Below are 16,037 nucleotides of genomic sequence, written 5' to 3'. Positions count from 1 at the left end.
GATTGTTTTAGTGATTGTGTACATTTATTTTAATTATTGACTTACATATAGCGATAAAATCACATGAATGTAAACAAATTTAACTATTTATAAACTTAATGATTTTTTATTTTAACGTATTTAAAACATCCGTTTAACTCTATCTTGTTGATATTAATTGTTTATTCGAAACACGGTGTCTTGTTTGTGGTTTTTAATGTTGACACTCTGTTGTGTTTTTGTAAATGGAGACTTGATTGTTAACATTGTTGAGGTCTAGAATACAATTACTCGCTAGATTGTATGCAATCGTATATGGAGATTTGAAATGACTAAGATGAAAGCAATAGAAGCAGCAATAGAAGTAATGAAACTGGAAGGGGTTGATGTCGTGTTCGGTGTACCGGGTGCCGCGATTAATCCTATGTATGCCGCAATGAAAAAAGTAGGCGGTATTGACCATGTGTTAGCACGTCATGTGGAAGGCGCCTCACATATGGCAGAAGGTTATACCCGTACTCATACCGGTAATATCGGTGTTTGTATTGGTACGTCTGGGCCGGCTGGTACCGATATGATCACGGGATTATATTCAGCATCGGCAGACTCTATCCCAATCTTATGTATTACTGGTCAAGCGCCACGAGCACGGTTACACAAAGAAGATTTTCAGGCCGTGGATATTGCGAGCATTGCCGGTCCAGTAACCAAATGGGCAACGACAGTATTAGAACCAGCGCAAGTACCACGTGCGTTCCAAAAGGCATTTCACTTAATGCGTTCAGGCCGCCCTGGACCTGTGTTGCTTGATTTACCGATTGATGTGCAACTGGCTGAAATTGAATTTGATATCGACAGCTATGAACCGCTTGAACCTTACAAGCCGAAAGCAAGTCGCGCACAAATCACCAAAGCATTAACCATGTTAAACGCGGCAGAAAAACCGTTATTGGTCAGTGGTGGCGGTGTTATTAATGCTGGCGCAGCGACATTGTTGCAAACCTTTGCTGAAATTACCGGTATTCCGGTGATCCCAACGCTGATGGGCTGGGGTTCAGTACCTGATGATCATGAGTTAATGGCGGGTATGGTTGGTCTGCAAACGTCGCACCGCTATGGTAATGCCAGCATGTTAGCGTCGGACTTTGTGTTTGGTATTGGTAACCGTTGGGCGAATCGTCATACCGGTTCTGTGGATGTTTACACCAAAGACCGAAAATTTGTGCATATCGATATTGAACCTACCCAGATTGGCCGTATCTTCTGTCCTGATCTTGGCATCGTATCGGATGCCAAAGCAGCACTGGAGCTATTGGTAGAAGTCGCGACTGAAATGCGTGACGCGGGTCAGTTACCGGACCGTTCGGCGTGGATCGCGGAATGCCAAGAGCGCAAAGCAACGTTATTACGTAAAACTCACTTTAATGACGTGCCAGTAAAACCGATGCGCGTGTATGAAGAGATGAATAAAGTATTCGGTCAAGACACTTGTTATGTCAGTACTATTGGCCTGTCACAGATTGCCGCTACGCAATTCTTGCACGTGTATAAACCGCGTCATTGGATCAACTGCGGTCAAGCTGGGCCATTAGGTTGGACTATTTCAGCTGCATTAGGTGTTCGTGTTGCCGATCCTAAACGGCCAATTGTGGCAATTTCTGGCGATTATGATTTCCAATTTATGATCGAAGAATTAGCGGTGGGTGCACAGTTTAACCTGCCTTATATCCACGTTGTGGTGAACAATTCTTACCTTGGTTTGATCCGCCAAGCACAACGTCAATTTGATATTGATTACTGTGTACAGCTGGCGTTTGATAATCAAAATGCACCAGAGTTAGAAGGTTATGGTGTTGATCACGTTGCCGTTGTTGAAGGTTTAGGTTGTAAAGCGATCCGTGTTCGCCAACCAGAAGAGATTGCCGGAGCGTTACGTCAGGCACAAGCGTTAATGGCGAAACATAAAGTCCCAGTCGTCGTTGAAATCATTCTTGAGCGTGTAACCAATATTGCTATGGGTGTAGAAATTGACGGCGTTAATGAATTTGAAGCATTAGCGGAAGGTCAGGATGACGCGCCAACTGCAATCACGTTTAATCAATAGTGAAAACGACTCACTAAGCATTCATTTATAAAAAGGAGTTTTTGATGCCTAAATTAGCGGCTAATTTATCCATGTTATTTACCGAAAATGAATTTCTGGATCGCTTTGCAGAAGCCAGTGATGCGGGATTTCATGGCGTAGAATATTTGTTTCCTTATGCGTTTGATGCAGCCGAAATCAAGCAGCGGTTAGAGCAGTATAACCTCGAACAGGTATTGTTTAACTTACCTGCGGGTGACTGGGATGCCGGGGATCGTGGCATTGCAACGGATCCGAACCGAGTCGGTGAGTTTCAAGCTGGGGTGTATTTAGCGATTGAGTATGCGCGCACCTTGAATTGTACCCAATTGAACTGTTTGGCGGGTATTACTCCGGTCACGGTGAGCGCGCAACAAGCTCACGAGACTTTTGTTGCCAACCTACAATTTGCGGCGGCAGAATTGGCGAAAGCCGGGATCAGTTTAGTGATTGAAGCGATTAATACCCGTGATATCCCTGGCTTCTTTTTAACCACAACGGCGCAAGCGTTAGCGGTAATTAAAGCAACCGAAAGTACGAATATCCGCGTGCAATATGATATCTATCATATGCAGGTGATGGAAGGGGATATAGCGACCACATTAAGCAATAATTTAGTGCAGATCCAGCACGTACAATTAGCCGATAACCCCGGCCGCCATGAACCCGGTACTGGTGAACTCAATTATCAATTTTTGTTTAAGCACCTGGATGATATTGGTTACCAAGGTTGGGTCGGCTGTGAATACAAACCAGCGACGACGACTGCGGCAGGACTGCATTGGTTACATGATTTTAACCTAATTTAATCTAACCTACTCTAAGGACAGAATAATGACAACAATTGCATTTATAGGCACTGGCATCATGGGTAAACCGATGGCGGCTAATCTACAAAAAGCGGGTCATCAATTAGTATTTTCGGAAGCCCACTCACCAGCCCCTATTGAGCTAATGGCTAACGGTGGTATTGCTTATCCAACGGTGAAAGCGGCGACTGAAGCGGCTGAGGTGATCATTTTAATGGTGCCGAATACACCACAAGTTGCTGCAGTCTTATTTGCCGATGATGGGGTAGTTAGTGCCTTAACAGCAGATAAAATGGTCATCGATATGAGCTCTATTTGCCCGATTGAAACCCAAAAGTTTGCCGAAAAAGTAAAACTTACCGGTGCTGAATACCTAGATGCGCCAGTATCTGGCGGTGAAGTCGGTGCAATCAATGCTGCGCTAACCATCATGGTGGGTGGTAGTGAGTCAGCATTTTCACGTGCGCAACCATTATTAACCAGCATGGGTAAGAACATTACTTTAGTCGGTGACAATGGCGCGGGACAAATTTGTAAAGTATCGAATCAAATTATTGTCGCGCTTAATATTGAAGCCGTATCTGAAGCCTTGGTATTTGCCTCGAAAGCCGGTGCAGATCCTGCGCGAGTTCGTGAAGCATTAATGGGTGGATTTGCTAATTCTAAAATTCTGGAAGTGCATGGCGATCGCATGATCAAGGGCACTTTTGAGCCTGGTTTTAAAATTGCGCTGCATAAGAAAGATTTAAACTTGGCATTATCTGGCGCTGCGGCGTTAGGTGTTAGTTTACCTAATACAGCAAAAGCGTTGGAACTATTTGAGCAGTGTTCAGAGATGGGCGGTGAGAACTGGGACCATTCGGCGATGATCCGTGCTATTGAATCTCAGTCAAACCACGAGATCCGCCAGTAGATTATTGTTCTGTTCACAGTCATATCTAGAATGGGGGTTCTATTAATGATCGTGAGCAGACAATATTACAATCTCTTTAGAGCCACACCGGCAAGGAGTTTTTATGTATATTGATCCCGAGCAGTTTCTTACCTCACTTTTCGAACACGCGGTTGACGCGGCACTTCCAGCGGGTAAATTAGCCCAATACCTACCCGCAAATAAAACTGGCAAAGCGATAGTGATTGGTGCTGGTAAAGCCGCTGCATCTATGGCCCAAGAATTAGAAAAAGTATGGCAGGGGGAATTAACGGGTTTAGTCGTGACCCGCTATGGTCATACCGCGACTTGTCAACGAATCGAAGTAATAGAAGCTGCCCATCCCGTCCCTGATAGTGCTGGGCGTGAGGTAGCAACGCGTATCTTTAATCTGGTGACGGGTTTAACCGCTGATGATGTCGTCATTTGTTTATTATCAGGTGGCGGTTCGGCGTTATTAAGCTTACCGGCTGCTGGAATTAGCTTAGATGATAAACAAACCATAAATAAAGCATTGCTTAAATCTGGTGCGGCAATTGACGAGATCAATTGTGTGCGCAAACATTTGTCGGCTATCAAAGGTGGTCGCTTAGCCAAAGCTACGGCGCCTGCGAAATTAATTACCTTAGCTATCTCGGATGTACCGGGCGATCTGGATACTGTCATCGCTTCCGGACCGACGGTTGCAGATCCAACTACCCGTCATGACGCTTGTGCTATTTTAGAACGTTATGACATAGCGGTGCCGAATAACGTATTAAGCTGGTTACACAGTGAAGAGTCAGAGACGGTGAAAGCCGGAGACAGCTGCCTGACGAATAGTGAGTTTCATATTATCGCGACGCCGCAGTCCGCGCTGGAAGCTGTGGCTCGGGAAGCGGTTAATATCGGTATTCCTTGTCATATATTAAGTGATTGCATTGAAGGCGAGTCGCGGGAAGTGGCAAAAGTGCATGCGGCATTAGCCAAGCAAATAGCCGATAAATCACAGCCTTTTAGCCCGCCTTGTGTGATCATATCTGGTGGTGAAACCACAGTGACCGTGAAGGGCAATGGCAGAGGCGGGCGTAACAGTGAATTTTTACTGAGCTTATTTCAAGAGTTGCAAGGTCATAGTCAGATCTATGCATTAGCGGCAGATACGGATGGTATTGATGGTATTGAGGATAATGCTGGGGCGTTTATATTGCCGAAACACTTTAAGTTAAGCCAAAAATTGGCTTTGAAGGCGCAAGATTACTTAGATAATAATGACAGTTACAACTTTTTTAACCCGCTTCATAGTTTGCTGGTCACCGGTCCTACCTTAACTAACGTCAATGATTTTAGAGCCATATTGGTGTTACCTGAAAGCAACTACAGCAGCTAATAAGCGAATATGAGTGCGGCAACGTCGGTTAATTGAGGACACCGCATTGTTAACCGACTTAATATTACCACCGTAATTCTGGCGCTATAGCTAGATACTAATCTAAAATTAACTATATAAATAGCGAATAACACCACAATAGCATTAAAGCCTTATTTGTGGGCGTAATGTTAAAATGTGACATTAGCTGTGTCATATTTGTTACTTGTGTGTAACAATTACTTGACTCGAGGGTCAGGTTTTTTTGGAAAGACGTTTGAATCAATGTTTGAGTCAAAGTCAATGTTATGGAACAACGCAGGAGGTTCGACTTGATTAAGTTTCTACTTAACCAAAAGATGTGTGAGGTATCAGACCTTTCACCCAACACCACAGTACTTAATTACTTACGCCAAGAAGAAGCGAAGAAAGGTACAAAAGAAGGTTGTGCATCAGGAGACTGCGGTGCTTGCACTGTTGTGCTCGGTGATGTTGTCGATGGTCGTATTCGTTATACATCGGTAAATGCGTGCATTACGTTTATATCCGCTTTACACGGTAAACAACTTATTACGGTCGAAGATTTAAAATCCAAAGATGGTACCTTACACCAGGTGCAACAGGCACTTGTTGATTATAACGGTACACAATGTGGTTATTGTACTCCTGGATTTGTAATGTCGATGTTTGCATTAAGCAAGAATACGCCATCTGCGGATAAACAGGCCATTTTTGAAGCATTAGCGGGCAACCTATGTCGTTGTACTGGTTATCGTTCAATTATTGATTCAGCTATGTCGTTGGCAGAACAACCGCATATTGTTGATGCGTTTGAACGTTTGGAAACAGAAACGGTTGCGAAGCTCAATACTATTGAGCGCAGCGGCACACAAGAATTAATGGGTAACGGTCAATCATCTTACTCGCCGGATAATGTGGCAGACTTAGCGACGTTGTTAGTGAAACACCCTGATGCCCGTATTGTTGCAGGTGGCACAGATCTCGCTTTGGAAGTAACGCAGTTCCACCGTCCTATCAACACACTTATCTCGGTCGGTAATATTGCTGAGATGAAAGACATTAAAGTCACAGACACCAGTATTGAAATTGGCGCGGCCAGAAGTTTAACGGATAGCTACAGCTCGTTAGCGAAATATTTTCCTGATTTTGGTGAGTTATTACATCGCTTTGCGTCGCTACAAGTGCGTAACCAAGGCACGATTGGTGGCAACATAGCTAACGCATCGCCAATTGGTGATACACCGCCGGCATTAATTGCACTCGACGCCAAAGTTGAATTACGTTGTGGTGATGATGTGCGCATCATGGATTTAGAAGATTACTTTATTGGTTATAAGATCACAGCGCAAAAAGCGGCTGAATTTATTACTAAAATTATCATTCCTTTGCCAACATCAGACCAAATATTCAGTGCGTATAAATTATCAAAACGTCTAGATGATGACATTTCAGCTGTGTTAGGCGCGTTTAATATTACCTTGAAAAACAATGTTATCACCGATGTTCGTTTAGCATTTGGTGGTATGGCTGCGACGCCGATGCGCGCGCAACATGCTGAGAAAATATTGCTGGGTGCAACGTGGGAATACGCCAGTGTTTATGCGGCGATGGAGGCATTGTCGAAAGACTTTTCACCGATGTCTGATTTCCGTGCCAGTAAAGAATACCGTTCATTAACAGCTAAAAATCTGCTGAAGAAATTTTATTTAGAGCAGCAAAATACAACAATTGAAACGCGGGTAACTTCTTATGTCTAATCACAATAAAGTACAATTATCACAGCAGCAATTGTTAGAACAAGCGAATCGCTCAATCACAACTGGTGTGGGTAAAAATGTAAAACATGATAGCGCCGGTATTCAGGTAACGGGTGAAGCTGTGTATGTGGATGACCGCCTTGAATATCCAAACCAGTTGCATGTTTATGTACGCATGAGCGATGTGGCGCATGCCAATATTATCAAGATAGATTTAACGCCTTGTTATGAATTTGACGGGGTGGAATTAGCCATTGAAGCCAAAGATGTACCGGGCGAGTTAGATATCGGTGCTATCTTACCTGGCGACCCATTATTAGCGGATGGCAAAGTTGAATTTCTTGGTCAGGCGGTGATTGCGGTCGCGGCAAGCTCAATGGAGATTGCCCGTCAAGCAGCACAAGCCGCAATCATTGAATATGAAGAATTACCGGCAATTTTATGTGTAGAAGAAGCCTTAGCGAAGAAAAGCTTTGTGACTGAATCGCATCAACAGAAACGCGGTAACTCGGCGGCGGCATTGTCAGCGGCGAAGCATATTTTAGAAGGCAGTATTCATATTGGTGGCCAAGAGCATTTTTATTTAGAAACGCAAGCCGCGTCTGTTATGCCAACGGAAGATGGCGGCATGATCGTGTATGCATCAACGCAGAATCCAACCGAAGTGCAAAAACTGGTCGCCGAAGTGATTGGCGTACCTATGCACAAAGTGGTTATTGATATGCGTCGTATGGGCGGTGGTTTTGGTGGTAAAGAAACCCAAGCGGCAGGGCCTGCGTGTTTATGTGCGGTGTTTGCTAAGCTAACAGGGCGACCAACTAAGATCCGCTTACCACGGGTTGAAGACATGATGATGACAGGTAAACGTCATCCGTTCTTCAATCAATACAAAGTTGGTTTTAATGATGATGGCCAAATAAACGGTATTGAAATTATTGTGGCGAGTAACTGTGGTTATTCACCGGATCTATCAAGCTCGATCACTGACCGCGCCATGTTCCATTCGGATAATGCTTACTATTTAGGTGACGCGACAATAATAGGTCATCGTTGCAAAACCAATACCGCATCAAACACCGCATTCCGTGGTTTTGGTGGCCCTCAAGGCATGATTACGATTGAACATATTATGGATGAAATTGCCGGTAAGTTAGGTAAAGATCCATTAGATGTACGTAAAGTGAATTTTTACGGTATCGACGATCGCAATGTGACGCACTATTATCAAAAAGTAGAAGATAACTTTATTCATGACTTAGTTGCCGACCTTGAGGCGACAAGTGAGTATGCACAGCGCCGTAAAGCGATTGATGAATACAATAAAACCAGTCCTATTTTGAAAAAAGGTATCTCGTTAACACCGGTTAAATTTGGTATTTCGTTTACCGCGACCTTCTTAAACCAAGCGGGGGCATTACTGCACGTTTATACCGACGGCAGTATGCAGTTAAGCCACGGTGGTACCGAAATGGGCCAAGGGCTTAATACCAAGGTGGCGCAGATTGTCGCGCAAGAATTCCAAGTAGATATCGAGCATATTCAAATAACCTCGGCGAATACCAGTAAAGTACCGAATACGTCACCGACGGCGGCATCGTCAGGTACTGACTTAAATGGTAAAGCGGCACAAAATGCAGCGCGTACTATTAAGCAGCGTTTGATTGATTTTTGTGTAGCGCACTTTGGGGTGACTGACGAAGAAGTTATTTTTAGTAATAATACCGTCACCATTCGTGAGAAGATCATGACGTTTGCAGATCTGATCCAACTCGCTTACTTTAACCAGATCTCGTTGTCGAGCACTGGCTTCTATAAAACACCTAAGATCTATTATGATCACGCGACGGCAAAAGGGCGTCCATTCTATTACTATGCGTATGGCGCCTCTTGTTCTGAAGTGCTCATTGATACCTTAACGGGTGAGTACAAAATCCTGCGTGTGGATATTTTGCATGATGTCGGCGCGTCACTTAATCCAGACATTGATATAGGCCAAATTGAAGGCGGCTTTATTCAAGGTATGGGTTGGTTAACCACCGAAGAGTTAGTCTGGAATGACAAAGGTAAATTAGCAACTAATGGCCCTATGGGGTACAAGATCCCTGCCATTGCCGATACGCCAATTGATTTTCGAACGCAGTTAGTTGAAAACCGTAGTAACCCAGAACAAACCGTTTTCAACTCAAAAGCCGTGGGTGAACCGCCATTCATGCTAAGCATGTCGGTGTGGAGCGCATTACGTGATGCAACGGCCAGTGTTGCGGAACATCAGTACATGCCGCATTTAGATACACCAGCAACGCCAGAGCGCGTGTTATGGGCAGTGCAGGATGCAGAAGATTATCTGCGTACCAAAAAGTGCCTAAGTAATCAGGTAAAAACGGTTGCGGTTAGTGAAGCTGATGTCGAAAGTGTAACAGTATCGTAGCGTGGTTTTGCGAGGCTATTTGTGAGGAGTAGTGTGATGTTTGAAGACAATTGGATTGACCCGCTTGCGGCGTTAAAACAACGTGGTGAAGTGTGTATTATGGTCACGGTACTTGAACATCACGGCTCAACACCCCGTGACTCAGGTACCAAAATGCTGGTCACACATGATCAACTATATGCCACCATTGGCGGGGGGCATTTAGAGCACCTGGCCACTAAAATGGCGCGTGAAATGTTAACTGAAGGCAAAGAGTCATTGGTCGTGGAGCGCTTTGATTTAGGCGCTCGCTTAGGCCAATGCTGCGGTGGCAGTGCGACTTTGATGTTTGAACCTATTGGTCAGTCACTACATCATTTGGTGGTGTTTGGTGCCGGACATGTGGCGAAAGCGTTATTGCATGTTGTTGCGACCTTGCCATTTCGCGTTACTTGGATTGATGAGCGTGAAGAACAGTTCCCGACGCAGTTACCTGACAATGTCACTAAATTAGTCAGTGATGATCCGGCTGGGGATGTGCTGGATATGCCCAAAGACAGCTACTATCTGGTGATGACGCATAATCATCAACTTGATTTTGATTTAGCCAGAGCAATTTTAAAACGTGGTGATGCGAAGTATTTTGGCATGATTGGCTCGCAAACCAAGAAAAAACGTTTTCAATATCGATTACGGGCGCGTGATTTTACCGATACTCAGATTAATCAGATGATCTGCCCGATTGGCCTTAGTGCAGTGGTGGGAAAGCATCCCGCTGAGATCGCGATTTCGGTTGCCGGTGAATTAATTGCAACCTACCAAGGCCGAGCCTTAGAAAACAAACAAAAACCTAATCTCGTACAAGTAAATAGTGATATCGCTAAGTTAGCCTAATATAGGCAGTGTTTTGTAGACACGCTATCACCAGAGTATTAGGATAGCGCGAGATACGATGCAGCAGCATAATGAAGGAAGTTTTAAATGAGTACAATTCGAACCGCATACCGATCAGCAATATTACACAGCATTGGTGATCCCGATAAAGTCGGTATGGAAAATTCGTACGAATATTTTGCTGACGGTGCCATGATTATTGAAAATGGTATTGTTCAAGCGCTAGGTAATGCCCAAGACATTCTTGCTAATGAAAGCAGCGATATCGATGTTAAAGTATTTGAAAATAAGATCATCACATCGGGCTTTATTGATACCCATGTGCATTACCCACAGACGGGTATGATCGCGTCGTATGGTGAGCAATTACTCGATTGGTTAAATAACTATACTTTCCCGGCGGAAAGTAAGTTTGATGATCCTGAGCACGCAACTAAAGTGGCTGAGATCTTCTTGCAAGAGTTGATGAGTAACGGCACCACGACCGCGTTAGTATTTGGTACTGTGCATAAGCAATCGGTTGATAGCTTCTTCACTCAAGCGCAATTACGTAATATGCGTATCATCTGCGGTAAAGTGATGATGGATCGTAATGCGCCTGATTTCTTAACAGATACCCTTGAAAGTTGTTATGAAGACAGTAAAGAGCTAATCGAACGCTGGCATCATAAAGGCCGTTTACACTATGCGGTTACGCCTCGTTTTGCCCCGACAAGCACCCCTGAGCAGCTTGATGTTGCGGCGCGTTTGTTAAGTGAATATCCTGATCTGTATATGCACACGCATTTATCAGAAAACTTAAAAGAGATTGAGTGGGTTAAAGAGTTATTCCCAGAACGTGCTAACTACCTCGATGTATACGATCATCATGGTTTATTAAGCGAACGTTCGGTATTTGCTCACAGTATTCACCTGTGCGATAGCGAATGCCAGCGTTTGGCTGATACCGGTTCCGCTGTTGCTTTCTGCCCTACGTCAAACTTGTTCTTAGGTTCAGGTTTATTAGATCTGCCACGTCTAGAAAAGTTTGGTATTAATGTGGGTATGGGCACAGATGTTGGTGCGGGTACGTGTTTCTCATTATTATCAACAATGAATGAAGCGTATAAAGTATTGCAGCTGCAGGGCAAGGCGTTAAGCCCGTTCAAATCATTATTTTTAGCGACATTAGGCGGCGCGAAAGCATTACGCTTAGAAGACAAAATTGGTAACTTGGCCGTAGGTAAAGAAGCTGATTTCGTGGTATTAGATTTGGCGGCTACACCGTTACTTAAGTTCCGTATGGAAAACTCAACGTCGTTAGAAGAAACCTTGTTTGCATTAATGCTCATGGGTGATGATCGTGTTGTATGCGAAACGTATGTGTTTGGTGAAAACCGTTATAGCAGTCTGTAATATTCAGTCTGTAACTGTTCTGTAACTATCTGTGCGGAATAGGACTGTTTAACCTAATGATACAGCAGTAAACATGTCTGTTTGCTGTTGTATCCTATTGCTTTGTTCATTTCCTATCTTAACCTTCCCTCTATTTATTTACCTATTCACCTATTCAACTATTTATCTATCTATTTGTGTTCGCGGCTTAACTGGCGCAATTCTCAATCCAATGAGATAGGCTTTTTGCCTGATGCAAAGCATCAAAGTTATTTTCTATATTTAAGCGTGCTAAACGTCTCATTTCTTGCCGTTTATCGTACGGGTAATGGATAAATTCAGTGATAGCGTGGCTCAGCGATTGGCTATCTTTTTGTTTTACAATCAATCCCGTACCTGGCGCGACAATCTCTTTGCAACCCATTAGGTCTGTGGTTATCACGGGAACACCGGAAGCCATGGCTTCTTTTAGCACGAGCGGACCGGTGTCAACGCAGCCTGATTGTGACACACAAAATGGTGCGACGAGGCAATCAAAGTTGACGAGATTATGGCTAACCCAACGTGGTGATTTAGCCCCAAGGAAGCGCACGATTTTTGATAAACCCAGTGTATGCACTTGCTGCTGTAAGCTTGAGCGTAGTGCCCCATCACCAATAATATCGAGCGTAACCAAGTGCTGCGGCGCTAACTCATGCAGACTTTGAAGCAGGTAATTTAGCCCTTTTTGTTCGACTAAGCGACCTAAAAAGACCAGTCTAATCGGGGTTATGCCCTGGCGCTGGGTGGATGATAACTGCGGGGGAGGAAATTCATTAATGTTAACACCACAATGTAGTAACTTTATTTTATCGTGATTAATTTTCTTTAAATTGTGTTCCATATCTTTGCACACGGCAACCACAAAATCGCTATTGTTAACCTTCAAGTGAACATCGTAAGGTGCTTCATAAAGATCATGGCCATGAGCGACAAAGGAGCTCGTTATCCCCATCATTTTAGCGGCGGTGATGGCATGTGCGCAGGTATGCTGGGCAAAATGCGCATGGACATGGTTAATTCCCTCTTTACGCATTTGTAGCGCCAGATTGAGGCTATATCGAAATAAAGATAATTTAGGCATAGAATGCTGCTTGGCAATAAAAGACAGCGCTTTAAGCATGCCAACGGGACTGAGGGTTGTTAGCAAAGACAGATAAAGGTTGGCACCAATCACATGCGTATCATAGCTAAATTCGCTACAATCATTATATTTGATAAATGTCATGACACAAACTTGGTGACCGCAGGATTTTATTGAGTCCACTTCTGTGCGAATAAATGTCTCACTCAGTACTGGGTATGAGGGGGCTAAAAATGCCACTTTTTTCATCTCAGGTCCTTCTTTCTGTATTCGATTGTCCATAATCGTCTTCATTTTACATCCAAAAATAAATTTATTAACTAGGCTTATCAACATGAATTTATAAAAATTAAGTCTTTGATAAATAAATGCGCCTTTGATAAATAATAGTATATAAATGGCATTGTTGTTCAGGGCGTTAAACGTCGGTGTCGGCAGATAACATAAGGGTGGTGTTATGCGGTATACAGTGTCTGTGATTATTCCGAGTTATAACTGTTTGGCATATTTGCCTAAAGCGATAAATAGTATTTTTGAGCAAGACCGAAGCGATGTCGAAATCATTATTGTCAATGATAATAGCAGTGATGAGACCGCTCAATACCTTGAATCTTTAAGTCAGCAGGCGGCTTGCGTTAAGGTTATTACCACTTCGGGGCTGGGTGCTTCAGGTGCGCGTAATACCGCGATAGAGCAAGCAGAGGGTGCGTATATTGCATTTTTAGATGCTGATGATTATTGGTATCCCGGCAAACTCTCGGCGCAGTTAGCATTGCATGAGGCGAATCCGACAGTGGCGATGTCATTTACTAATTATGACCATATGAACGAGCAGTACCAGTACATAGTTGATTGTTTCGGTTATTGGAATCAATTTACCGATGTGACGACGTCTAGCCATTATATCAAACAGCCCTTAGCTCAGATATTGGCTCATAATGTGGTCGGTACATCAACCGTGATGGTCAAAGCATCTGTTTTTGAGACCGTTGGCTTGTTTGATGTGGATATGAGTTATTGTGAAGATTGGCAGTTGTGGCTGAAAATTTGTGAGCACTTTGAAGTGGCAGTCTTAACGAAAAGCTATACAGGTTATCTTATGCGTAACGATTCTATCACCCAGACTGATAGTAAGCGTTTACAACATCTAGAATGTATTGAACAGATAATTAGCGATTATAAGCAGCGTGGGGTTGGATTAAGCAAGCATACGTTTGCGTTGGCTGATGCTAAATTAAAAGAAGGGTATGCCGACTATTATCGTACGCAGAAAAAATTTATGCGTGCGCTGCGTTATGAGGGTTATGCTTTTTTACTTAACCCTCAAATTCGACGTATTAAAAATGGCTTAGGCGATATAAAAAAATTAATTTTAAGCCCGAGTGCCTAACCGGGAGTCGATATCGCGGTATCGTTACCAGAGCGTACATTACAGCCTTTTAGAACCAGTTGGCTGATGAGACGCGCCGCATCATCATAATCGCTGGCTGCCAGTGATGATTTCCCCATCACTGCATTAATCTGCCAGCTAAAGTCGGCATAAGTTTGGGTCGAAGACCAGATCATGAATAACAGATGGTGTGGTGATACGTCATCCATCTGACCCGCGTCAATCCATTGCGTAAATTTATCGAGTAAAAAGGTACTTTGATTCATTAAACGCTGGCGTATTTCAGGTGATAATAATGGCGAACCACGCATGATCTCATTGGCAAATACTTTCGATGCATAAGGATAATCTCGAGAGATGATTAGCTTGGTCTTGATGTATTCGGTTAAGGCGATAGCGGGGTTGTCGATGGTTTCAATCGGATGGGTTGCGCTGAGTAATGGTTCAATAATCGTTTCCAATACAGCTGAGTATAGCGTCTCTTTATTACCAAAATAATAATAGACATTGGCCTTAGGTACACCGGCAAGTTTCGCGATATCAATGGTTTTTGTTGCTGCGTAACCTTCACTGGCAAACACTTGACTGGCAGCCTTTAAAATCTTTGCTTCGTTTTTCTTCCGTATGGTAGACATACTTATATTCATCCCTTCGCAGTTACTTATATAAAGTTATAGACAGTATTGAAAGCTATATAAAACCGTATGCATTATATAATGACATATGATTGTATATGAATTTTACAAAAAACTAACAAATATCACATTAAAACTTGACCCGGGAGTCAGTTTTTTGTTTAATGGTCTTAGCACGGATACTCAAGCTTCGCACGAGTTTGAGTTTTATGTGTACTTATTTGGCAAGGGTACTTTTATTCCTTTCAACCGCTTGCCTAGCAACAGCTATTTGAATATTTTATATCAAAGAAGTAAGTATACTTTATCCTGAAATTTCCAGCTAGGTTGGTGATGTATTCAGGCGTAATAATTTATTAACTATTACGACAGGAGTAGCGTTTGCTACTCCTTTTTTTTACCTAAAATTTAGGATTAAAAGTATAATTGTTAATGATGTGATCGTATTTTACATGTAAATCTTGAATTTGTAGTAGTAAATTATGATTTTTTAAGCTGAGTTGCTGTTGATCGTGATTGAGTTGGACCACAGTTGCCTGACTGACGTTTAGCTGTTGTTCTAGTACGCTAATTTGTTGCAACAGGGACATTTGTGTTTGCATTACCGCTTGTTGAGTTTGCTGTATTTGGGCTTGTAACTTAGCCTGTTTTTGTTGTTGAGTTAATGTGTTAGGTGCGATGATGTGAATAGGCACTTGCGGTAAATACAGTGCAGATTGTGAACTCGATTTAATTTGTAATAATGCATTGTACTCAGTCAGTTGAATTTTATGGCGGTTAAACTGGGTGCGTTGTTTGGCGATACTGGCCTCACGCATGCTATTCTTGTTTGGTTGATAACCCGGTAATACCAGTAGGCTGTTAACTTTCAGTTTATTTTTATTTTGGTTAATAAATGCCTGTGGGTTGAGCTGAAAAATCATGTTTATGTATTGTTCACGAGGCATATTTGTCGGTGCGTGTTGTTTGGCTATCGAAGACAAGGTTTCTCCTGAGCGTACTGGACCATGTCGTAATTGGCTACTAACCCCAACGGTTAGCTGATTGACAATAATAGCTTGTGAGGGCATTTCTGGCATCGCGTGTACAGGCGAGTCATGGGCATTCGCTTGGCTAACGACTATCCCTATTCCTATTCCTAACTTAAGCCACAGCGCTAATTTGAGCCATAGTCTGAACTGAAACGGGGTAGATAACATGCGTCCATTCAACATTTAATTGCCTTAAATTATCAGCCTATATGATAT

The 16,037-nt window shown here is 43.1% G+C and carries 12 protein-coding genes; 9 read left to right on the top strand and 3 right to left on the bottom strand.

Annotated features, from left to right (window positions below; translation table 11 throughout):
* Nucleotides 1-307: 307 nt before the first annotated feature.
* From gcl to guaD, 8 genes are all read left to right on the top strand, one after another.
* Nucleotides 308-2,083 carry a glyoxylate carboligase gene (gene gcl, locus PE36_RS12070; protein ID WP_006032322.1) on the top strand — a complete coding sequence of 592 codons (1,776 nt, stop codon included), beginning with the start codon at nucleotides 308-310 and terminating at the stop codon, nucleotides 2,081-2,083.
* Nucleotides 2,084-2,127: 44 nt separating this feature from the next.
* On the top strand, nucleotides 2,128-2,910 hold the full coding sequence (gene hyi / locus PE36_RS12065; protein WP_006032321.1) for a hydroxypyruvate isomerase: 783 nt from the start codon (nucleotides 2,128-2,130) through the stop codon (nucleotides 2,908-2,910).
* A gap of 25 nt (nucleotides 2,911-2,935) precedes the next feature.
* Complete coding sequence (locus PE36_RS12060) at nucleotides 2,936-3,823, top strand: 2-hydroxy-3-oxopropionate reductase (RefSeq protein WP_006032320.1); 888 nt, start codon at nucleotides 2,936-2,938, stop codon at nucleotides 3,821-3,823.
* Nucleotides 3,824-3,926: 103 nt separating this feature from the next.
* The gene (locus PE36_RS12055) at nucleotides 3,927-5,210 is read left to right on the top strand and encodes a glycerate kinase (protein WP_006032319.1); all 1,284 of its coding nucleotides are present in this window, start codon (nucleotides 3,927-3,929) and stop codon (nucleotides 5,208-5,210) included.
* Between the two features lie 311 nt (nucleotides 5,211-5,521).
* Nucleotides 5,522-6,967: a xanthine dehydrogenase small subunit gene (gene xdhA / locus PE36_RS12050; RefSeq protein WP_232286578.1), complete on the top strand. Its 1,446-nt coding sequence runs from the start codon at nucleotides 5,522-5,524 to the stop codon at nucleotides 6,965-6,967.
* Nucleotides 6,960-9,395, top strand: a complete 2,436-nt coding sequence (gene xdhB / locus PE36_RS12045; RefSeq protein ID WP_006032317.1) for a xanthine dehydrogenase molybdopterin binding subunit — start codon at nucleotides 6,960-6,962, stop codon at nucleotides 9,393-9,395. Before xdhA ends, xdhB begins: the two co-directional genes overlap by 8 nt.
* A gap of 36 nt (nucleotides 9,396-9,431) precedes the next feature.
* Nucleotides 9,432-10,268, top strand: a complete 837-nt coding sequence (xdhC, locus tag PE36_RS12040) for a xanthine dehydrogenase accessory protein XdhC (protein WP_006032316.1) — start codon at nucleotides 9,432-9,434, stop codon at nucleotides 10,266-10,268.
* Nucleotides 10,269-10,355: 87 nt separating this feature from the next.
* The gene (gene guaD, locus PE36_RS12035) at nucleotides 10,356-11,663 is read left to right on the top strand and encodes a guanine deaminase (protein WP_006032315.1); all 1,308 of its coding nucleotides are present in this window, start codon (nucleotides 10,356-10,358) and stop codon (nucleotides 11,661-11,663) included.
* Nucleotides 11,664-11,850: 187 nt separating this feature from the next.
* On the opposite strand, the gene PE36_RS12030 is transcribed toward guaD, so the two are convergent.
* Entirely contained in the window at nucleotides 11,851-13,059 is a 1,209-nt protein-coding gene (locus tag PE36_RS12030; RefSeq protein ID WP_006032314.1) for a glycosyltransferase family 4 protein, read from the bottom strand.
* Nucleotides 13,060-13,222: 163 nt separating this feature from the next.
* Here PE36_RS12030 and PE36_RS12025 point away from each other — a divergent pair, with 163 nt between their 5' ends.
* The gene (locus tag PE36_RS12025; RefSeq protein WP_006032313.1) at nucleotides 13,223-14,155 is read left to right on the top strand and encodes a glycosyltransferase family 2 protein; all 933 of its coding nucleotides are present in this window, start codon (nucleotides 13,223-13,225) and stop codon (nucleotides 14,153-14,155) included.
* Here PE36_RS12025 and PE36_RS12020 read toward each other — a convergent pair.
* Entirely contained in the window at nucleotides 14,152-14,790 is a 639-nt protein-coding gene (locus PE36_RS12020; RefSeq protein WP_006032312.1) for a TetR/AcrR family transcriptional regulator, read from the bottom strand. The two genes, PE36_RS12025 and PE36_RS12020, sit on opposite strands and share 4 nt — an antisense overlap.
* A 401-nt stretch (nucleotides 14,791-15,191) precedes the next feature.
* Nucleotides 15,192-16,004, bottom strand: a complete 813-nt coding sequence (locus tag PE36_RS12015) for a FimV family protein (protein ID WP_232286577.1) — start codon at nucleotides 16,002-16,004, stop codon at nucleotides 15,192-15,194.
* Between the last annotated feature and the right edge of the window lie 33 nt (nucleotides 16,005-16,037).

The organism is Moritella sp. PE36, assembly GCF_000170855.1.
Lineage (GTDB): Bacteria > Pseudomonadota > Gammaproteobacteria > Enterobacterales > Moritellaceae > Moritella.
This window is presented reverse-complemented; position numbering and strand designations above follow the sequence as displayed.